Origin of the sequence: Leptospira jelokensis, assembly GCF_004769635.1 — a bacterium.
Classification (GTDB): domain Bacteria; phylum Spirochaetota; class Leptospiria; order Leptospirales; family Leptospiraceae; genus Leptospira_A; species Leptospira_A jelokensis.
In genome coordinates this window covers 322,103-342,509 of the sequence record NZ_RQGH01000011.1, presented here as the reverse complement: position 1 = coordinate 342,509, position 20,407 = coordinate 322,103, and the positions used below count along the sequence as shown (strand labels likewise).

The window sequence follows — 20,407 nt, the reverse complement described above, 5'->3', positions numbered from 1 at the left end:
ATAAGATTCTTTTTTTAAAAAAAGGAATCCTATGGTTTCAGTTTACCATTCCATCATCTGGATTTTATTTTTAATGGATGGCCTTTTGAAAGTTCCATTCCATTAGCCATGTAAGTTCAAAAGATGCCCTAACTTCGTTTTTTTTGTCTGTAGGTATCTTGCATTTTCTTCCACGGGATCAATTTCAATGGGAACCCTTTCTGTTACATGTAAATTATAACCTTCAAGTCCCACAATCTTACGCGGGTTATTTGTGATGAGCTTCATTTGTTTGACTCCGATGTCACGGAGGATCTGTGCCCCAATTCCATACTCACGTAAGTCAGGAGCAAATCCTAGTTTTTCATTGGCTTCAACCGTATCAAGCCCACCCTCTTGTAAGGAATACGCTTTCAGTTTGTTGATGATCCCAATGCCTCGCCCTTCTTGGCGCATATAGAGTAAAACTCCCCGCCCTTCTTTTTCAATCATACGCAGGGCATTATGGAGTTGGGGTCCACAATCACAACGTTGGGAAGAAAAGATATCCCCCGTCAAACACTCGCTATGGACTCGAACAAGAACTGGTTTGTCTGGTTCGATGTCTCCCTTTACGAGTGCCATATGGATTTTGTCATCAATTTGAGTGGAATAGGCTTTGATCTTAAAATCACCAAACTCTGTCGGTAAACTTGCTTCTACTTCTAAGTGGATGAGTTTTTCTTTATGCCTTCGGTAACGAATTAAATCTTCGATGGTATAGATATTCAGCCCATGGGTTTTGGCAAATTTTTCCAAATCAGGAATTCGGGCCATCGACCCATCATCATTCATGATTTCACAAATCACACCACTTGGGTAAAGCCCAGCTAACTTAGATAAGTCGACAGCTGCTTCTGTATGCCCAGCCCTCCGTAATACCCCACCCGTTACCGCTTGCAGGGGGAACAAATGGCCAGGGCGCATGAGGTCATCGGGTTTCGTTTTGGGATCAAGTAATACTTCTACTGTTTTGGCTCTGTCATGGGCTGAGATTCCGGTACTTGTTCCATACTTTGCATCCACTGACACGGTAAATGCGGTTCCATGTTTGTCGCCGAGTGTCAGGTCATCCACCATCTTGCCGAGACCCAAAGATTGTAACCTTTCCCGTTCCATCGGGACACAAATGAGCCCACGTCCATGGGTTGCCATAAAATTGATTTTGTCTTTGTCTGCAAACTGGGACGCACAAACCAAATCCCCTTCGTTTTCCCTGTCTTCGGAATCGACGAGGATGATCATTTTGCCTTGGCGGATTTCTTCGATTGCTTCTTCGATCGGACGTATCATAGGGAAAGGCCTCTATATACTAAAACTCTGAAAGCCGTTCCGAATTAAAGAAGATTCCCAAAGAAATTCATTGATTTTTCCCATTTCTTTTGTCTAAATGTTCCGGATCGGAGGACTTGTGGAACTGAAACTAAACACAACAGGAAAGATCAAAACCATCGAAATCGCAGGGAAATTTGATATTGAGTCCACAGAAGAGTTTGAATCCATTTTCAACAAACTGGTCGAATCGAGCCCAAACATCGTTTCCATTGAAATGAGCCGCCTCGACTACATCGACTCTTCTGGGATCGGGTCTCTCATCAAAAGTCTCAATTCCTTAAAAAACAAAAAGGGAAAACTGCTCCTTGTTGGGATGAAGCCGATGATCCAAAATGTATTTAAATTAGCAAAACTTGATATGTTTTTCGAAATCATGAGTAGCAATGATTTCCATTTGAAGTATTCCAATACGGATTCTGATGATTCCGACATAGACGACTTATTAAAAAGGAATTAGATTCTTTACGATTTTCCCCTTTCGGCCAAATAGTTTTCTATGTATTTGGCGAGTACATCAACTTCCACATTGAGACGTGAGTCCACTTTCCAAGACTTTGCATTTGTTTTTTGCATGGTCTCAGGGATGAGGATGAGTTGGATGTTCCCATCTTTTACATCCACGACCGTGAGGCTGATTCCATCCAAAGTCACAGATCCTTTTTTTACAAAAAATCTTCGGAGTTCCTCTGGAATTTCTACCCAAAATTCTTCTACTTCATTTTCAATTTGTTTGCGGCTTTTGACCTTTGCCACTCCATCCACATGGCCTTGGACCATATGACCACCAAACCTTTGTCCAAGTGCCATGGCTCGTTCTAAGTTGACTGTCGAGCCTTCACCTAACCTAGATAAGTTGGTTAGTTCCAACGATTTAAACGAAGCATAAAATTGGAATAAATTCCCTAAATCAGAAAATTTTGTGACGGTCATACAAGCACCGTTAATGGCTATTGAATCCCCCAGTTTGATATCTGGATTTTCCCATTCCGTTTCAATGGTAAATTGGATGCCGGAATCGATTGGTTCGATTTGAACCACTTTCCCTAAAGTTTCGACAAGTCCTGTGAACATACCTCAATGACTCCTTTTTGGATTTCGAATGAAAAGAGAATTGGAACCAACTCTAAATTCAGAAACGATTGGTTCCTCAATGTAAACAAATGGAATCCCATGAGCAATGGATTTTTTATGATTACGAATTTCTAAAATACAATCTTCGTCAGATAATGATTCTTGTAAAAAACTTGGGAAAAAACTCCCTGCTTCGCATAACACGGTATTGATTCCTAAGTTTCCCAATGTTTTTAAAAAAACTTCCCCATCGCCTTTTCCCAAACGAACAATCGGATGAAGGGAAAGAGATTCCATCTTATTTTTGGTTTCCTCCGGCAGACTGAGTCCCTCGGATTGATTGGGATCATTAGACCCCTTTAGGAAAAATAAACAAAGTTTCTTTCCGAATTGTTCCGTCAGTTCTTCTTGTTTTTTCCAAAACGACTCTTTCGGAAGTTGGTTCGGATCCAAAACAAAAACACGGTAAGGTTGGTAATTTCCTTCTTCCAACAAATGGATGGATGCAGTATCCTTTGCCCACTGGCAAACTGCGGACATCAGGTTTGTTTTTGCGTCAAAAAAAGGAACTAAATCTGTTACCCTTTTGGGGAGAGCCGCATTTTGGATCATAGATTCAGTGATTCGGAAATGTAACGATGGTTCGTCGGTATAAATTGTATTTGGTCCCACTGCGACTGCATCAAATTTGGCACGTAAGATTTGGAGGAAAAGGTCTACCTCCTCCCCACTCACCCTTTCTTTTTTTCGAGAAGAACTCGCAAAATTACCTTCTTTGGAAGTTGCAGATTTGATCCAAACCCAAGGCAAACCTGTTTTCATCCGTTTGATAAACCCTTGCAAATAGGGTAAGGATGTATTGGCAAGAACTGGATCCAATCGAACACCGATCCCTTGATCCTGGTAAGGTTTCCAATCACCGGACAAAACCAAAGGATTTGGGTCTTTCCAACCGATCAGAAGTTCTTTGGGATTGGATGTGAGAACCAAATCTCGGCAAGGTGGTGTTTTCCCAAAATGGGTACACGGCTCAAGGCTTACCGATAAAATGGATTCGGTAAAACGAGCTCCTGTTTGATTTTCCGTAAGATTTGGTTGGTCACGGTTTCCATGAGAAGGGATTCCCTGATTTTGGTTATGGTTTTCTGGACGATGCGTTTCGAGTTGGGAGAAAAGTTCCCGTTCCGCATGGTTTCCACCAAAACCTTGGGTGTGTGCTTTTGCTAACACTTCCCCATCTAGAGATGTGAGGACGGCAGAGACAGGTGGGTTTCCGCCGGTTTTACCCATGGCGAGAAACCCAAGCAGGGAATGTAGAGAATAAAGTTCCTTCTTTTTCCCTACATCCATCTAATTTGGTTTAAGCGAATCGTTTTTTCCTGAGCCGATCATAAATCTCAGAAATGGGAGCTGCAATGTAAATGGAAGAATAAGTTCCCACAATCACACCAAAGAGTAAAACAAAGGCGAAGTCATACAATTCCGCTGCTCCACCCACAATGATGGCCACAACAGAAATCATCGTCGTGAAAGATGTATTGATGGTCCTTCCCAAAGTTTGTGCAATGGATACGTTGATGATATTGGAAAGTGCTAAGTTATCCTTTCCATGGGCATTCTCACGAATCCGATCAAAAACGACAATTTTATCGTTAATGGAATAACCAAGTAACGTCAAAAGGGCGGCAATGATCGGAACACTTGGTTTGATTTGTAAAAATCCAATGAGAGCAAGTGTCATTAGGATGTCGTGGACAAGTGCAATTGCCGATGCGAGTGCAAACTTAAACTGAGATCTGATGCTTAGATACAAAAGGATGATTCCAAGTGTGGTTAAGAGTAAAGTGATCCCAACTTCCGTAAGTTCCCCACCAACAACAGCTCCCACTTGGTCAGCAGATAATACCTTTTCTTTTGGAAGGTTAAATTCAAACCGAAGTAGTTGCACAAACCGGTCAATCGCTGAAGTCGAAGTTTCACGTTTGCCTTCTGGTATCTCTTTGTAAAGTGCCTCGATTGTTTCGAGTGAACCAAGGCCAATGTCCAATTGGAAAATGTTTTTTTCCTTCTCGAGTAAAATCACAACGGCTTCAATCTTTTTGGATTGGAAATAGGTTTCAATGTCTGTCCGAGTTTTGTCTTTTGGAAGCTCAACTACGGTACGAAGACCACCATTAAAATCAAGTGAGTGTGCAAACCCACCGTATTTTGAGAAGGTTACAACAAACCCAAATACAATTGCTAAAAATGAAAAACTCAGTGTGAAATATTTATACTTCGTGAAATTGATATTACGCATGTTTACCCTCTTTTTTTCCAAAGAAAAAAGGTCTTAAGTTCAAATGGTGGATTCCAAATCGATTGACGGTGAGTTCCATAAACAATCGAGATAAGAATAAGGATGTAAAAAGTGTTGTGACAATCCCCCAACAGAGTGTGATCGCAAAACCTTTGATCGGTCCATTTCCTAAGCGGATCATAAGAATCCCTGCAATGAGAGTGGTCACGTTTGCATCCATAATCGTCCAAAATGCGTTTTCAAAACCTCTTGTGACTGCAATGGAGAGTGCCCTGCCTTCTTCAATTTCCTCTCGAATCCTTTCATAGATAATGACGTTTGCATCAACTGCCATACCGGCAGTTAAGATAATCCCCGCAATCCCTGGTAGAGTCAGAGTGAAATCCATCAGAGTCAAAAGTGCCGCAAGGATGATAATGTTCACAAGTAATGAAAGGTCTGCGATAAACCCACCTAACCGGTAGTAGAAGATCATATAAACCATTACGAGAAAAAATCCAATCGCAACTGCTTTCACTCCCACTTCAATCGATTCGATCCCAAGAGTTGGTCCAATAAAACGCATTTCAAGAACTGAAAGTGGAATCGGAAGGGCACCTTCGGAGATCACATTTGCCAAACGAATGGCTTCTTGTTCGGAAAAACTTCCAGAAATTTCAGCACGTCCCCCAGCAATGGGGTCATTGATCACAGGATTGGAGATCACTTTATCTCCCCAAACAATCGCTAGGTTTCGACCACGGTTTTCTGAAGTTAGATCAAAAAATTTCTCTGCTCCATTTGGAGTTAAAGTAAAACTCACCATCCATCCATACGAATTGGAGTTATACGATGGTTGTGCATTGGTCATGTCGTTTCCAGAAAGGGCAATTTTTCTTTCTAAAACCACAAAACTCCGTGGAAGTAGGGTTGACTTGGCAGAATTACCACGTGCCCACATGGCATACACTTTGTATTCTTTTGGGATATTGTATTTTTTTTCGAGTCCAACTAGGAATTCATCTTGGGCTTTTTTCCCAACTTTGTTTTTCACTAGTTCTTGGAAAAGAAAGATGTCCGTTTTTTCCCTTTGGCCTAATTCCATCATCCTTCTTTCGCTATCAGCAATGATTGATTTATAGGTAAAAGGATTTGGTTCTTCCAAACGGTATTCAACGGTTTCTGTGTTTTGTAAAATTTCTAAGATTGCGGCGGAATTGGAAACACCAGGAAGGGATACTTCAATCGCATCTTGTTCCTTTTGGATCCTTACCTGAGGCTCAGTTAGGTTTTGCGTTGTCAAACGATTGTCGATGATCATCTTTGCTTTTTCGAGTTCCACAATCTTACGCATTGGTGATAAGTCGAAACTAGATTCAATTTCGGATAAACGATTTTGTGCCTTCTCTTTCTCTTCTGGTTTTACGGTTGGGTTATTCACAGTGACATTGAGTTCAGCTATTTCTTTGGCATAGAGGTCTCGGAGTTTTGTGGTGTAATCATCAAAATCACCTTTGAGGACAACTCTCATTCCACCTTGTAAGTCAAGACCCAGTTTGATGGACAAAGACTTTCCACCACGGATCATATTCTCGATCCAAGTCGGTTCTAATTTGTTTTTGGCTTCATTGACTAGATTTTGGTTTTCTTGGGAAATCTGATTGATTTTTGCAGAAGTGATAAACCTTCCATTCACAGTATAAAATGGATTCTCTTTTGGAGGCAAAGTCCCTTTGGGATCAATCGTCCAACCAGAACTTTTTCCATAATCTTTTTCCCAACGATCGAATAACCCACTCACAAGTGCTTTCTGTTCTGCTTCTGGAAGGGAATACACATCCTCTCTCACCACTACTTTTAAAGTACGATCGGCAAAATTGGGATACAAAATGGTAAAGGATACCACTAAAATGAAAAATGGTAGAAGTAAGAGTCGATACGATTGCAAGTTGGTTTGCTCCTAAAAATTTTATCTTCTATAAGAACGACTGCTAGATCCTGGACGAGCAGATCTAAGTCTGTAAAAAGCAAAGAGGATGATGATTCCGAGGATCATCATTGCTTTTTTGTATTTCGCAAAAAAATCAGAAACGTTAAAAAATGATTTTCCTGAATCTTTATTGACACTGGATTCAGAAGAGATTTTCGAAACTTCCGAATTTGCAAGTTTTAAATCAGAGGAAAAACCAGGAAGGCCAGTTGGTTCCACGGAAACTTGGGAGTCCATCCAATAGGCATTGGATACAACTTCCTCTTCTTCCAAAATGGTCGGTTGTTTTTCAACAGGAACCAAGTTTTTTTCAGCCACAACAGGATTACCATTTTGGTTTGTCACCAAATTGTTGTTTTGCGGAAGATTCTCTGTAGCCAGTTGATTTTGTTTTGACTTCTTTTTTGATTTTTTCTTTTTCCCTGTTGGCACTCCAGTTGTAGTCACAGCCGTATTTTGTTTTTTGGTTGTGGTTTGAACTGTGTCTTCTTTCGGTTTGGTGGTTGATTTTGGTTTATCATTCACCTTATCCAAAAAATCCAAACCCTCTTGCGAGAAGAGGGATGTTGTGAGTCCTAGAAGTAATAAAAGGGAAAAGAAGGATTTCATCTTACGCTTTTTTCTTAAGGATGGCGCTAGTATCAAACGTAACGTTGGTGTTTGCAGAAACACTGAGAACAACCGTTTCGTTATTATCTTTGAACTCTACAATTTTACCGTGAAGTCCACTACTTGTGACAACGGTATCACCTTTCTGTAAATTACCGATCATCTCTTTTCTTTTTTTCTCTTCTTTTTTATTAGGTAGGATCACAAGAAAGTACATGGCCACAAGCATGATCGGAATGATGATGAGGGACTGAAGAGAGGACTTAGCACCCTCTTCTTGGGCAAGGATTAGGAATTGTGATGTTAAAAAATCTAAATTGAGCATAGCTATTTATCCAATGTTTACAGGCCTTATCTTAAATTCAATGTTTCATGAACGAATCGGAGAACTTTTTTCGTAAGGAGAGCTTCTTTTGCCATTTCGTACCCAGAACGGATGTCTTTCACCACCCCAAGTAAAAATAGGGAGACACCCGCGTTCAGTGATACCATCGCAGTCCCTCCCGTCGGGCCGGAAGGATCAAGAACCGCACGAAAGAGTGCTTCAGCACCTTCTTTGGAAGAGGAGAACACTGTATTTCGATCAAGTTCAGGTCCAGACAACCCTAGTCCTTTGGGGTCAAAACTCATCTCGATAGTGGCCTTTCCATCAAAATAGGCATAGTCAGTGGGCGAAAAAATCGAAAACTCATCCAAACCATCCTGCGAATGGCAAACAATGGCGCCTTTTACACCCAATTTGGCTAAAATCTCTGCCATCGGTAGGCAAAGAGATCGGTCGTAAACCCCAACGATTTGGTGGGTAGGCGAAAACGGATTGGAGAGTGGCCCAATCAAATTGAAAAAGGTACGAAACCCAAGCGCTGCTCTCACTGGCCCCGCATACTTCATCGCTGGGTGCCAAGCCGGCGCAAATAAGAACACAAACCCGGTGCGAATGAATTCATTTTCACATTCTTCGTGGGTTCTCTCCAAGGGATAACCCAATCCCGAAAGGATGTCGGAACTCCCCGATAAAGAGGAGACAGAACGGTTTCCATGTTTAGCCACTTTATGCCCAAGACTTGCGAGTGTGAGAGCAGAAAGAGTGGAAACATTCAAAGTGCCTTTTCCATCCCCTCCAGTCCCACAAGTGTCCAAAAAATCGAAACCAAAGGAAGTTTTGGGTTTGATGGCATGGGAGCGCATGGCACGCACAAATCCGTACAATTCGTCCGTGGTTTCCCCTTTCATTTTCAAAGCCGTGAGGAACGAGGCAAGCACAGGTTCTGTAACTTTGCCATCCATCACTTCATTTAAAAAATACTCAGCATGGGTATCCACCAAATGGTGCCCGGACACCACTTGGCCTAGGATTTCCTTACTTGTTAGAGCGGTCATAAAATATCCTTTTGAGATTCGAAAAGGTTAACAGTTGATAGTTGGTGAAAATATAACGTAGGCCCGAGATCACAGTGATCACAGTTGTGAATAACATTCCGAAATAGGGAACAAAAGAAGCGATGGAATCAAAAAAATCTTTAAACGTTAGGTTCTCGGAAGTTTTTACCATCGTATAAAACTCATTCGCATGTTGTGAAGCCACTTCAAAAGTGGAATAACCTGCCAATTTTCCCATCGCATACGTTTCGTTGATCATGGCACGGCGTTTTCCCGAGATGAGCATAAACACAACGAGGATGATAAGGATGGCTCCCATTTGGAAGGCAGTTTTGACCTTTCCCATCATAGTCGTACGAAGGCTATTGCCCGACCGAACCGCAATGTAACGAAGGAAAGTGATGAGCATATCACGTCCTACGATGAGGACTACCATCCATACTTCAATGGGTTCATGTATGAATAAAAAAGTAACAAAACACCCAATGACTAAAAATTTATCAGCAAGTGGGTCTAAAAATTTTCCGAATTCAGTTTGTTGGTTCCATTTACGAGCCAAATACCCATCCACTAAATCCGTTAAGGATGCGACGGCGAATATGACAAAGGCAAAGATTTGGTAACCCCATTCCTTTTGGAATAAGGCAAAGATAAAAAACGGTAAAGCTAAAACCCTAAGGACCGTAAGAAGGTTTGGGATATTGGCAATGGTTTTCCAATCTTCCACTAAACCACCCAAGTCCCCGACATATCCAATTCATAAAAAGAGTCCACTCTGACCTTTCCAAATTGGCCTACTTTTAGTCCTTTCTCTTCCACATACACCACTTCATCAATTTCTGGTGCATCCTGGAATCGCCTTACGATGGCTCCTTCATCTAACACTTCATCTACGACACAAGGGTATACTTTGCCAATTCGGTTTTGGTGGAAGGATTTTAAGGTTCCGAGGTATGCTTCACGGACAAGGTTCACACGACGTGCGATCTCTTTGTCTTTCAGTTGACCTTCCATCGTTGCGCCTTTTGTTCCGTCTTGTGGTGAATAAGGGAAAAGATTTACCTTTTCAGGTTTTACATCTTCCACAAAACGAATGATCTCTTCCACATCTTCCATTGTTTCCCCAGGAAAACCAAGGATAAAGGAAGTGCGGATTTCCAAATCAGGACGGATGTCCCTAGCCTTTTGGAAAAGAGATTTGAAGAATTCATAATCACCTGTGCGGTTCATGGATTTTAAAACGGATTTGGATACATGTTGCAAGGGGCTTTCCAAATACGGGGCAATTTTAGGAATTTCTCTGTACAAATCGAGTAACTTTTCTGTTTTTTTGTCTGGATACAAATAGAGCAGTCGCAAAATTTCAAGGCCTTCTACTGCCGCAACAGAACGCACCAAGTCCATGAGTTTGTCTGTGTCTTTTCCATAAAACACAGTGTCTTGCGAAACAAGGCAGATTTCTTTGGAACCAGCTTTGACAGCAAGTTTGGTTTGTTCTATTACATCTGTGATTTCAGTGTCTCTGTATTTCCCACGTAAATTGGGAATGATACAAAAATGGCAACCCCTGTTACACCCATCTGAAATTTTCACATAGGAATAGGGTTTGGAATAGTTTTCGATGCCTTTTGAAGTTTTTAATCTTTCCAGAAGGTCTTCGTTGAATTCGGAAAGGTCTTTGAAGTCAAGTGGGAAGGAATTCCTTAAGATCTCTCCTGCTTGGTCGTATTTTCCCGTTCCGAAGTGTAAGTCCACTTCTGGAAGGTCGGAAGAGATCTCCTTTCCGGCACGTTCTGCAAAACAGCCAACAACAACTAACTTTTGTTTGTTTTTCTTTTTGATATCGATGGAATCAAGGATGGTTTGGATGGTTTCTTTGGTTGCATCTTGGATAAAGGTACAAGTATTTACCAAATGAAAATCACTGGCTTCTGGGTCCGCGGCTGGCAGTAACCCTTCCTTTAGTAAGGACTGGTGCATCGCCATAGAATCCACCGTGTTTTTCGGACAACCTAAGGTTGTGATGAAAAACGACTTAGGTGTCTCTTCTTTATTTTCTTTGAGTTTCGGCATTACTCGCCTAACTCTCCAATGATGGACTGAGTGGAATCATAAGGATTTGGTTTTCGGATAAAGATTTTTTTCACGAGTTTCCCTGGTTTTCCAAGCACCACTCGTTCCTTTCCGTTTTGTACCATCTCCACTGCCCCTCCATCACCAACTTTGATTTCAAGTCTGTCACGGGCTTCTAAGTGTTTGACTTCACCAGCAGACACGAGTCCACGTTCTCCCATTTGACCATCTAACACGAATTCAACGTAACTAGGTTTCGAGAAAAAAAGTGTGACTTGGATCGGAACATCTCCCACTGGAGATTTTACGGCAACGCCTTCCCTTTCTTCCTTTAAGGTCACAAGGACTTTTGCTGATTTTTCTGTGACAGCTTGGGTCACCACACGGATGTCACGACGAAGGGAAGATAGTTCTTCTATTTTATAAGATAAAATGGTTTCTTCCCCTTCTGCTGTTTGGAAAAAATATACATTTTTTTCAGGGAAAATATTGAATCCTAGGTTTGCTTTTCCGTTGGATACACCTTTGATGAACATTTTACATTGTTGGTTGTTTACACTAAAACTCACTCCACGGTCTTCGGTGAGGATAAAGGGCACACTTGCATTTTCGGGAACACTCTGGGATACAAAATTAATGCCAGAAGGAATGTCAGAACTATTACTTTGTTCAACATTTTGGCTCACTTCCGTATTGTCCTCATCCATCGATACAGAACCTGAATCTTCGAAACTGATATAGATGATATAAGCGGAGATCACAAATAAAAAAAGAGAAACAAGGCTTATGATTTTATTACGATCCAAACTAAATGGAGTGGTTGTCGGACGAGTGAGTTCTTCCAGAGGTGCTTGCGATTCTTCAATTTGTTCCCCACGGTACAAATTGAGTAACATGGCAGTGTCGAGTTTTAGGTAACTTGCATAGTTTTTTAAAAATCCAAGGGCAAAGGTTTCTGCAGGGAACTGAGAATAATCTTCTGTTTCCAAAGCGATGATGTATTTGGCCGCAATGTTTGTTTCTTTAGCGACATCTTTCACGGAAAGTTTTTTGTCTTCTCTTGCTTCTCTTAGGATCTGACCAACTCGTTTTGTATTCAAAATGAACTCCTCTTTACGTTTAGTTCTCAGAGACAAGTGGGTTGTTGACAATCTTCGCGTTCCCGCTCATATGAAAATTGAAAACTCCATCTTGGATTTCTTCCGAAAAATTGATATTTGAAAATGATATTGTTGTGACCTTGCCACGACCATCTGTCGCAACGGCTTTTTTGATTAAGTAGGATTCTGAATCCACAAAAAGTTTCATCTTTTCGAACCCACCAATTTTTTCCCTTTGGTCAAGATCGAGAACAAAGTATTTTGTGGCATCACCGACCGAACGTGGTTGTTCGATGGTATCAAATTTATAATGGTATTTACGAAAGAGTCGGTTTAACCCTTCGGGACTGTTCGTTGTAAAGATGGGACCTGAGGAATTTTTGCGATCAAGCGTAAGGTCTTGTTTGCCAACAGCACCTAACCGTTTGATAAAGATATGGAGGGTTTTTCCATCAGATACAATTTCGTCCCCTTCTGGTTCGGCAAAGTTGTATCGAATTTTTCCGGGGCGTTTGTAAAAACATTTCCCACGCATCTGTTTTTCTTTTTTGTTGTCTTCTGTTTTGATGAGAAAATCAGCGGAATACGAATTGATTTCGCTGAAGTTTTTTTTGATCTTTTTGACAACTTCCGAAGGGGAATGCCAATTGTGAGCCGGACTTGTTTGGGCCTCCAAAGAAACTCCCAAAACAAGTAACAAAAATCCGATCCATACTTTCATAGTTTCCCAGTTTTTCAGACAAACTTCTCTTGTCGATGATTTACGCTGAACGTAAGATTTCCCGAGGTTTGGCCCCCACTTGTGGCGAAACATAACCCCGCATTTCCATAAGTTCCATAAGCCTTGCCGCTTTGTTGTAACCAATCCTCATCCTACGTTGCAAATAACTCGCACTGGCTTTTTTTTCGGTCACAACAATGTTCCAAGCTTCATCGAAGAGTTCTTCATCCTCGTCGGAGGCCATTTCGATACTTGTTTCATCGTCCCAATTCATTTCCACGTAGGCAGGTGCACCTTGTTTTTTGGCCTCTTCCACGATGGAATCAATTTCTTTTTCCTCAATGTAGGGAGCCTGGATCCGCATCAGGTCACTTGAGGTGGGCGAACGGTACAAAAAGTCCCCTTTTCCAAGTAAGGTTTCTGCCCCACTGGTATCGAGGATGGTGCGTGAGTCCGTTTTTTGTGCCACTTGGAAGGCCACACGTGCGGGGCAGTTCGCTTTGATCACCCCAGTGATCACATCCACCGAAGGCCTTTGGGTTGCCATGACCAAGTGGATTCCCACAGCCCTTGCCTTTTGGGAAATCCTTTGGATCTGTTCTTCTAAGTCCTTACCAGAAACCATCATGAGGTCCGCAAGCTCATCAATGAAGATCACGATGTAAGGGAGTTTTTGGAACCCTTTGGCGTGTGCGTATTCTTCTACCTTTTCATTAAAACTTTTGAAGTCCCGGCTCTTCAATTGGGAGATCATTTGGTAACGACTCTCCATCTCTTGGATGGCCCATGACAGTGCCTTCGTTGCTTTTTTCGGATCGGTGATGACAGGCATCAGGAGGTGTGGGATCCCTTCATACAAAGTCATCTCCACCATCTTCGGATCGATCATGATGAACCGCACTTCTTCTGGAGAACGAGTGCAGATAAGGCTTGTGATCATGGCATTGATACTCACGGACTTTCCAGAACCCGTTGTCCCTGCGACAAGTAAATGAGGGAGTTTTGCGATATCAATCATCACAAGTTTCCCTGAAATATCCTTACCAATACAAATCGAAAGGTCTTTTGCCTTTTGTTGGAGGATTGTGTCTTTTAAGATCTCAGACAAAAACACATCTTCACGGACACGGTTTGGAACTTCAATCCCAATCGACGCCTTACCAGGGATAGGTGCTACGATCCGAATGTTTTTCACTTCGAGGTAAGCTCTGATTTCATCGGAAAGGGAGACAATCCGATTCAGTTTGATCCCATTGGGAATGGTGATCTCATACCTTGTGATGATGGGACCACGTTCTTTTGTGATGACCTTCGATTCAATGCCGAAGTGACCAGTGGACTCTTCGATTTTTTTGGCAATCAAGTCAAGTTCCGAATCATTTTTTAAGATATTGGCAACAGGGACTTGGTGGGACGCAAGTAACCTTGGAGAAATGTAGTATTTCCCTTTTTTCAATTTGGGTTTAGGCACCATGGAACCAAACATCAGTTCCTGTTCTTCTTTTGTGTCTTTCGGTGGTTGTTTTTTCTTACCGAAATTCCCTGCGCTCAAATTGGAGCGAACCAGTGGAGAAGTTTCTTCCACTGCCAAAGACTCCAATGTTTCTTCTTCATATACCTCTTCATCGAACGATGCTGTGTCCGTATCTTCGTCTTCGGAATCTTCGAAGTCATTGGTATCCAAACCAGTTTCTTCCACGAGGGACAGGCGAACCGATTCTGGGATTGGGATGGTGACCGCAGGGGAACCTCCTCCTGAAGTGGCAAGGTCATCAGATTCGGCGTCGAAATTTTCTACTTGGTTCCCTTCGAGTTCATAACCTTCGGTATCCTCTCCAGAATCTTCCATGTCTAGTGAAGCATTTCCAGAGGAAAAAGAATCCAATTTCTTTTTGGCAAATGGAAAATGAGTTTCACCTAAGCTACGTTTCATTGGATTTAGTTTGGGAAGTTCTAAATTTTCAAGTGAGACACCCATATCCAATTTTGGTTTCCATTTTGCCTCAGGGAATTGGAAGAGGATTTTGGACTCTCGCATCTGATCAAAATCTTCAGATCCTTCCTCTTGTGAATTCTCAACTAATTCGCGTTTATCGACCAATTGCAAACGAGGGATTTGATCCCTCATCGTTTTGTCTTCCGTAGTTTGGTTTCGTTTTTGTTTTTGGAATCGAAAAACGGTCTCCGATGCATCAAAAAATCCTGCAAATTCTTTTGCATTTTGGAATCGGAGATGGGAAGGGATCGGATTTTTTTTAGGAAGATTTCCTTCCCCTCGGGTATTAGGAAACTCATCATCCCCATCCAGCGAAACACTGTGGGAATCAAAATTTCCTTTTGGGAAATTCATTTCCGATCCTTTTTCCTTTGCGACTACATTCCAAAAATGATGGGCCAAGTCTTCTTTGGTTTCTACTTCCGTTTGGACTTGGAACCAACTTTTTTGTTTCACATCGACTTCGGGCGCACGGCGTGTGGAGACTACCGCCTCCATAAAGGAAGGCAGTTTGAGATGGGGGAATTCTTTCCTTCCCCCCATTAGGTGGTAGAGTTTTTCAGAAACAGAGTGGATGGTAGAAAACGTATAAGACCAAGCCCCGTCCTCGAGCCAGATCACAGCGAAGTACAAATAAAGGAAAAAGACAACGAGCACTCGCCCCGTTTCCCCAAAAAGATACGAAAAAATCCAAGAGAAAAATTGCCCAAAGATCCCACCACTATCCCCCACATGGCCCATGGGAGTTTCGAGAAGGTTCAAACTCACAGTGGTAGCAATGGTAAAAATGGGAAAAAATAATGCCTTACTTAGGCTATCAAACTCAGGATTTCTAAGGGATAGGACTCCCAAAAGCAAAACGAACCCAGCGAGTAAAAAGGAAGTTTTTCCGAGTAGGTAAAAAAGTGTGAGGGCGATGTAATGCCCAAGCCTTCCAAACCAATTGAAAAGGGATCCATCCTCTCCTTCTTGGAAGGAAAAAAGGGATAACAGCAAAAATACTCCGGAAAATACAAATAAATACGGGAGGAAATCTTTCCTAGGCAAAGTCCATCCCCATACGGATTTTTTAGGGTCCATACGGGAAATATCGGACGGTTTCGAGACATAGACAGAAAAATTTTGGAAGCTAAAAGGCTTTCTTTCCTTAGGAGGATTTATCCCTTAAAGTTCGTAAAATTGGCGTCAAAATTGAAATTGGCATTGCGGATGGCCGCCATCACTTCCTGCAAATCATCTTTCTTTTTGCCAACCACACGCACGGAATCCCCTTGGATGGTCGCTTGTACTTTTAACTTTTGGTCTTTGATGAGAGTTGTGATCTGTTTGGTTTGCTCTTTGTCCAATCCGTTTTGGATTTTCACCTTCATCCGAACCGTTTGCCCAGTGGCTGCTTCAATTTTGGAATCAAAATCAAAGGCTTTGAGGCTAATGCCTCGTTTTGCCATTTTTGTTGTGAGGACATCAATCACTTGTTTCAATTTGATTTCGTTTTCTGAAGTCAAAACCAATTGGTCATCTGTGATTTTGATTTCCGAATTGGATCCTTTGAAATCAAAACGTGTTTGGATCTCCGTCATTGCTTGGGAAACCGCATTTTGTAATTCAGGGCGATCGAGTTTCGATACAATATCAAAAGATGGGTCTTGTGCCATTTTCATTCTCCAATTTGTTTTTTCTCATCAAATCGATGTTACGACAATTTGTTTTTCGCAAGGGAAAGGGCAAACTCCAAAGACTTGGCCACGATTTCTGGTTTTTTACCACCACCTTGTGCCATATCGGTTCGACCTCCCCCTTTTCCGTCTAACATCACCAAGGTTTCTTTTAGGATATCACCACAATGGATCCCTCTTTCATTCAAAACCTTATTACACATAAACACAAGGGTAGAGGTTTCCCCTTCTGTGGTTGCGAACAAACATAAAATTTCTGGTTCTTTTGCTTTCAGTGAATCTGCTAAATCTTTGAGGGACTTGGCATCCACAGATGGAAACAATTCTGTGACTACTTTTCCTTTCGGGAACTCGTGTGCTTTTTGTAACAAACCATCCACAAGTTCTGGATTCATTTGGAATTTTTCTTGTTCACTTTTCTTTTTGGCTTTGAAAAGAGCACTGGACTTCTCTTCCAATTCACTTTCCAATCCTTCCCGAAGTTTCCGAAGCCGTGTGACAATTCCCTTTCCTTCCCTTTGGAACATTGATTGTAAGTATTCAGGAGACGGGACCTCTTTTGTGATTCCAAACTCTTTTAAGTCACCAAACGTCTCTTTTGTGGTTAAGTTATGGGTTTCAATTTTGGAAGCCAATGTCTGGAATTGGTGTAAAAAATAACTCACAACCGAATCCCCACAAATCGCTTCGATCCTTCTGTTCCCCGCTCCAGGGCTACCTTCTTTCACGATGGCAAAAAATCCAATTTCTTTGGTGTTTGCGACATGTGTCCCACCGCAGAATTCTTTGGATTTGTCACCCATTGAAATCACACGGACAACACTTCCGTATTTTTCATCGAACATAGAAAGGGCACCTGACTCTTTTGCCGCATCTAAACTCAACACTTCAGTTTTTACGGGGATCTCTTGGTTTACGGCTTCGTTGACATCGGTTTCTATTTGGATGATTTCTTCTTTGGATAAAGCTTTCGGATGAGAAAAATCAAATCGTAAATAATCAGAAGACACAATGGACCCTTTTTGGGACACATGGGTTCCAAGGATCCTACGGAGTGCACCATTTAACAAGTGTGTGCCGGAGTGATGGTTCGCTAGATTTTGCCTACGTTCCACTTCAATTTCCGAATCAACAACATCCCCCACAGAAAGATTCCCTTTTAAAACCATTCCCATATGTAGGAAGGTATCATTTTCTTTTTGGGTGTCTTGGACTTGGAATTGGAAACCTTCTTTTTTTAGGTAACCAGTGTCACCAATTTGCCCACCCCCTTCCGCATAAAACGGAGTTTTGTCGAGAACGATCACGACTTCTTCCCCTTGTTTGGCGGAAATGACCGACTTGCCATCCACAAACAAATACAAAACTTTTGATTTCGCCTTTGATTCCGTATAACCTAAAAATTCTGTTTTTAATTCCGGAGAAACGGTAAGACCAGTGAGGTATTGGATTTTTTTTCCTTTCCAACTGGCTCGTGACAAGTCGCGGTCTTTTTCCAATTCCTCTTCAAATCCCTTGTCATCAAAAGAAAACCCTCGTTCTTCCACAAGTTCCTTAGTCATCTCTCTTGGGAATCCGTATGTAGAATACAAACGAAAGCCTTCTTTTCCCGTAACAACTGTTTGTTTCTCTTTTTTGAGATGGTCTAATACCGATTCCAATTCCTCAAGGCCTACCTCTAAGGTATGAAGGAAAAGTTCTTCCTCTTTTTTTAGAATGGATTCGATGTCCTTTGCTTTGTCTTTCAGTTCTGGGTAACGCAACGAATACAAATCTTTCAAAGTTCCAACCAATTTGTATAAAAACGGTTCGTGGATTCCAAGTTTTCTTGCAAAGAGTGAGGCACGCCTAATGAGGCGACGGATCACATACCCACGTCCCGTACGGTCTGGATAAATCCCATCACCAAGCGAAAAAAAGACAGACCTCGAATGGTCTGTGATCACACGAAACGATTGTTTGGTGGACTCATTATATGTAAAACCGGAAAGGGATTCAATTTGTTTGATGATGGATTTGAGTTCATCGGTATCATACACCGAGTCCACTTCTTGTAATAACATGGCGACACGTTCCAGGCCAGAACCTGTATCAATCCCTGTTTGTTTTAAAGGCAGTAATTCCCCAGAAACGGTTTGGTTAAACTGATTGAATACTAAATTCCAATATTCTAAATAACGATCACAATCACAACCAGGTTTGCAATTGGGATTGTTGCCACAATTTGGGCCTCCTTTTTCTGGCCCTCGGTCCAAATACAATTCGGAACATGGACCACAAGCTCCACTGTCCCCCGCAGGGCCCCAAAAATTATCTTTTTTCCCAAGGCGTACAATTCGGTCTTCGGGAATCCCTGCATCCATCCAAATTTTTTTGGCTTCATCATCATCTAAGTAAATTGTGACCCAAATTTTATCTTTTGGAATTTCTAATTGGTTTAATGAAAAATCTAACGCGTATTCGATGGCCTCTTTTTTAAAATAATCCCCAAAGGAAAAATTTCCTAACATCTCGAAGAAAGTACAATGCCGTTCTGTTTTCCCTACAACTTCCAAATCAGTGGTACGAACACATTTTTGAATGGAGGCGGCCCTTGTGTATGGTAATTCCACTGCCCCGGTAAAGAGTGGTTTGAACTGCACCATACCGGCAGTTGTGAATAAAAGTGTAGGATCCCCTTTGGGAATGAGGCTAGAAGATGGCACAATGGTGTGCCCTTTCTCTTGGAAATAGTTCGTGTACAACCTTGCGATTTCTTGGACCGATTTGAACTTCATACACTTACACGGAAATCGGATTTGCCTCCTAGGGCAAGGAAATTCGAATTTAACTTTCGCGTAATTCCGTATACCGAAGGAAAGAAAACAAAGAAATCAAAAGAAAACCAAGACCAAGGCCCATGAAGGTCCAAAAACTTCCCGTATGGTCACGAACGACACTCGCAAAAAATCCAGAAACTGCCGGTGTGAACTGGAAACAAACGGTATAGAGGGATAGGATCCTACCGCGGAGTCCATCGTCTGCACGTTTTTGTAAGATGGCAGGCATAAGGCTTGAGAGCACCCCTCCTGAAACTCCAAAACAAAATAGAAAAAAAGATGTGGCCTTTGCCTCATAAAATGGGATGAATCCCAAAAAGAAAACAGACGAACATACAAACACAGAGAGTAAAACCAAACCCTTTCGCTCCAAATGATGAAAGAGGATGGTAAGGATCCCACCGAGGAATAAACCAGGACCAAGGAACACAAGGACCGATCCCCGAGCGAGCTCTCCAAGCCCCAATTCCTGTTTTACATACTGAGGGAGGACCACTTGGATCGGACCAAGCGCAAGCATACTAAATACGGCAATCCACATCACTTGTCTAGAAACCGGGTCCTCTTTCAGAAAACCTAACACCAGTTTGAGACTTCCTGCGAGGGAAGGAATCGGATTCGATTGGAATGGTATTTTACCTTCACGATTTGCTTCTTCTTTAGTATGACCTGACTCATCATTTTCGATAGAAACATTTGAATTGAAACTTTCGCTTTTCGAATGAACTTGAGGATACTTTGTTTTTGATGTTAACATTGTAAAGGCGAACATAGAGACCGCATGGAATCCAGCCAAAACCAAGAAGAGTTGCGAATAGGATTCAAATTCTCGTATCCAACCAACAGCAAGTGGACTCATACCAAAGGAAAAAATCAAAAGTAAATTCCCTGCAATGGTATGAAAGACTAACTTATGAGATTCCATGACTTCTCGTAGGAGCGCCATTCGTCCCGGTAATACGGTTGTCATGCCAATTCCATTCAGAAATGCCAGTGGTAATAACAAATAAGGATAGGCTTCAAATAGGTTTGTGAATGCACCAAGCAGTAAGGCAGATAAAAATAAAAAAAATTGAAAACACACTACCACCCATTTTTTGGAATATCGGTCGAGTAAATAACCTGTGTACAAAAAGAATAGAGGAAAGGGTAAAAACAAAAAGAAAAATACGATTCCAGAAAATCCCTTAACAACAGTTAAGGTTTGTGTAAAAATCACAATCGAGTACAAAAAACAACTGCTGGCAAAGGTACCAAAAGCGAAAGCAAGGTAAAAGATGATTTGGTTCATAGGTCTCGGATGTTCAAATGAAAAAAAAAGCCTCCCGAAGGAGGCTTCTC

Annotated in this window: 17 protein-coding genes; 1 reads left to right on the top strand and 16 read right to left on the bottom strand. The window is 41.8% G+C overall.

Translation table 11 applies throughout. The annotated features are described in order from the left end of the window. Positions 1-102: 102 nt before the first annotated feature. Positions 103-1,311, bottom strand: coding sequence for a bifunctional 3,4-dihydroxy-2-butanone-4-phosphate synthase/GTP cyclohydrolase II (locus EHQ62_RS06045; protein WP_135641299.1), 1,209 nt, complete (start codon positions 1,309-1,311; stop codon positions 103-105). Positions 1,312-1,429: 118 nt separating this feature from the next. Here EHQ62_RS06045 and EHQ62_RS06040 point away from each other — a divergent pair, with 118 nt between their 5' ends. After that, on the top strand, positions 1,430-1,810 hold the full coding sequence (locus EHQ62_RS06040) for an STAS domain-containing protein (protein WP_135641298.1): 381 nt from the start codon (positions 1,430-1,432) through the stop codon (positions 1,808-1,810). Between the two features lie 5 nt (positions 1,811-1,815). Here EHQ62_RS06040 and EHQ62_RS06035 read toward each other — a convergent pair whose 3' ends face one another. From EHQ62_RS06035 to EHQ62_RS05965, 15 genes are all read right to left on the bottom strand, one after another. After that, positions 1,816-2,424 (bottom strand): riboflavin synthase, encoded by a 609-nt coding sequence (locus tag EHQ62_RS06035; protein ID WP_135641297.1) that lies wholly within the window; start codon positions 2,422-2,424, stop codon positions 1,816-1,818. A 3-nt stretch (positions 2,425-2,427) separates the two neighbouring features. Further along, the gene (locus EHQ62_RS06030; RefSeq protein WP_135641296.1) at positions 2,428-3,774 is read right to left on the bottom strand and encodes a dihydrofolate reductase family protein; all 1,347 of its coding nucleotides are present in this window, start codon (positions 3,772-3,774) and stop codon (positions 2,428-2,430) included. A 10-nt stretch (positions 3,775-3,784) separates the two neighbouring features. Then, positions 3,785-4,723: a protein translocase subunit SecF gene (gene secF / locus EHQ62_RS06025; RefSeq protein WP_135641295.1), complete on the bottom strand. Its 939-nt coding sequence runs from the start codon at positions 4,721-4,723 to the stop codon at positions 3,785-3,787. After that, entirely contained in the window at positions 4,716-6,650 is a 1,935-nt protein-coding gene (gene secD, locus EHQ62_RS06020; RefSeq protein ID WP_135641294.1) for a protein translocase subunit SecD, read from the bottom strand. Before secD ends, secF begins: the two co-directional genes overlap by 8 nt. Positions 6,651-6,671: 21 nt before the next feature. Continuing rightward, entirely contained in the window at positions 6,672-7,301 is a 630-nt protein-coding gene (locus EHQ62_RS06015; protein ID WP_135641293.1) for an SRP-less Sec system protein, read from the bottom strand. Between the two features lies 1 nt (position 7,302). Next, on the bottom strand, positions 7,303-7,626 hold the full coding sequence (yajC, locus tag EHQ62_RS06010) for a preprotein translocase subunit YajC (RefSeq protein WP_135641292.1): 324 nt from the start codon (positions 7,624-7,626) through the stop codon (positions 7,303-7,305). Positions 7,627-7,652: 26 nt separating this feature from the next. Beyond that, on the bottom strand, positions 7,653-8,681 hold the full coding sequence (trpD, locus tag EHQ62_RS06005; RefSeq protein ID WP_135641291.1) for an anthranilate phosphoribosyltransferase: 1,029 nt from the start codon (positions 8,679-8,681) through the stop codon (positions 7,653-7,655). After that, on the bottom strand, positions 8,662-9,408 hold the full coding sequence (pgsA, locus tag EHQ62_RS06000) for a CDP-diacylglycerol--glycerol-3-phosphate 3-phosphatidyltransferase (protein ID WP_135641290.1): 747 nt from the start codon (positions 9,406-9,408) through the stop codon (positions 8,662-8,664). Before pgsA ends, trpD begins: the two co-directional genes overlap by 20 nt. Further along, positions 9,408-10,754, bottom strand: a complete 1,347-nt coding sequence (locus EHQ62_RS05995; RefSeq protein ID WP_135641289.1) for a MiaB/RimO family radical SAM methylthiotransferase — start codon at positions 10,752-10,754, stop codon at positions 9,408-9,410. The genes pgsA and EHQ62_RS05995 overlap by 1 nt, the downstream gene beginning before the upstream one ends. Further along, a complete protein-coding gene (locus tag EHQ62_RS05990; protein ID WP_135641288.1) occupies positions 10,754-11,854 on the bottom strand; it encodes a helix-turn-helix domain-containing protein in 1,101 nt (366 codons plus the stop codon). The genes EHQ62_RS05995 and EHQ62_RS05990 overlap by 1 nt, the downstream gene beginning before the upstream one ends. Positions 11,855-11,873: 19 nt before the next feature. Next, positions 11,874-12,575 carry a LolA family protein gene (locus EHQ62_RS05985; RefSeq protein ID WP_135641287.1) on the bottom strand — a complete coding sequence of 234 codons (702 nt, stop codon included), beginning with the start codon at positions 12,573-12,575 and terminating at the stop codon, positions 11,874-11,876. Positions 12,576-12,615: 40 nt separating this feature from the next. Continuing rightward, positions 12,616-15,651 carry a DNA translocase FtsK gene (locus EHQ62_RS05980; protein ID WP_135641286.1) on the bottom strand — a complete coding sequence of 1,012 codons (3,036 nt, stop codon included), beginning with the start codon at positions 15,649-15,651 and terminating at the stop codon, positions 12,616-12,618. 77 nt (positions 15,652-15,728) lie between these two features. Next, positions 15,729-16,226 carry a YajQ family cyclic di-GMP-binding protein gene (locus EHQ62_RS05975; protein ID WP_135641285.1) on the bottom strand — a complete coding sequence of 166 codons (498 nt, stop codon included), beginning with the start codon at positions 16,224-16,226 and terminating at the stop codon, positions 15,729-15,731. Between the two features lie 38 nt (positions 16,227-16,264). Then, positions 16,265-19,024, bottom strand: coding sequence for an alanine--tRNA ligase (gene alaS / locus EHQ62_RS05970; RefSeq protein WP_135641284.1), 2,760 nt, complete (start codon positions 19,022-19,024; stop codon positions 16,265-16,267). A gap of 49 nt (positions 19,025-19,073) precedes the next feature. Next, positions 19,074-20,357: an MFS transporter gene (locus EHQ62_RS05965; RefSeq protein ID WP_135641283.1), complete on the bottom strand. Its 1,284-nt coding sequence runs from the start codon at positions 20,355-20,357 to the stop codon at positions 19,074-19,076. Positions 20,358-20,407: the final 50 nt, after the last annotated feature.

What these genes read in the sequence shown, in the direction of transcription:
- EHQ62_RS05975 (WP_135641285.1), bottom strand. Translation starts at nt 16,226, where the DNA reads ATGGCACAAGACCCATCTTTTGATATTGTATCGAAACTCGATCGCCCT.
- secF (WP_135641295.1), bottom strand. Translation starts at nt 4,723, where the DNA reads ATGCGTAATATCAATTTCACGAAGTATAAATATTTCACACTGAGTTTT.
- EHQ62_RS05995 (WP_135641289.1), bottom strand. Translation starts at nt 10,754, where the DNA reads ATGCCGAAACTCAAAGAAAATAAAGAAGAGACACCTAAGTCGTTTTTC.
- EHQ62_RS06035 (WP_135641297.1), bottom strand. Translation starts at nt 2,424, where the DNA reads ATGTTCACAGGACTTGTCGAAACTTTAGGGAAAGTGGTTCAAATCGAA.
- EHQ62_RS06015 (WP_135641293.1), bottom strand. Translation starts at nt 7,301, where the DNA reads ATGAAATCCTTCTTTTCCCTTTTATTACTTCTAGGACTCACAACATCC.
- EHQ62_RS05965 (WP_135641283.1), bottom strand. Translation starts at nt 20,357, where the DNA reads ATGAACCAAATCATCTTTTACCTTGCTTTCGCTTTTGGTACCTTTGCC.
- EHQ62_RS05980 (WP_135641286.1), bottom strand. Translation starts at nt 15,651, where the DNA reads ATGGACCCTAAAAAATCCGTATGGGGATGGACTTTGCCTAGGAAAGAT.
- alaS (WP_135641284.1), bottom strand. Translation starts at nt 19,024, where the DNA reads ATGAAGTTCAAATCGGTCCAAGAAATCGCAAGGTTGTACACGAACTAT.
- trpD (WP_135641291.1), bottom strand. Translation starts at nt 8,681, where the DNA reads ATGACCGCTCTAACAAGTAAGGAAATCCTAGGCCAAGTGGTGTCCGGG.
- EHQ62_RS06045 (WP_135641299.1), bottom strand. Translation starts at nt 1,311, where the DNA reads ATGATACGTCCGATCGAAGAAGCAATCGAAGAAATCCGCCAAGGCAAA.
- EHQ62_RS05985 (WP_135641287.1), bottom strand. Translation starts at nt 12,575, where the DNA reads ATGAAAGTATGGATCGGATTTTTGTTACTTGTTTTGGGAGTTTCTTTG.
- EHQ62_RS06030 (WP_135641296.1), bottom strand. Translation starts at nt 3,774, where the DNA reads ATGGATGTAGGGAAAAAGAAGGAACTTTATTCTCTACATTCCCTGCTT.
- yajC (WP_135641292.1), bottom strand. Translation starts at nt 7,626, where the DNA reads ATGCTCAATTTAGATTTTTTAACATCACAATTCCTAATCCTTGCCCAA.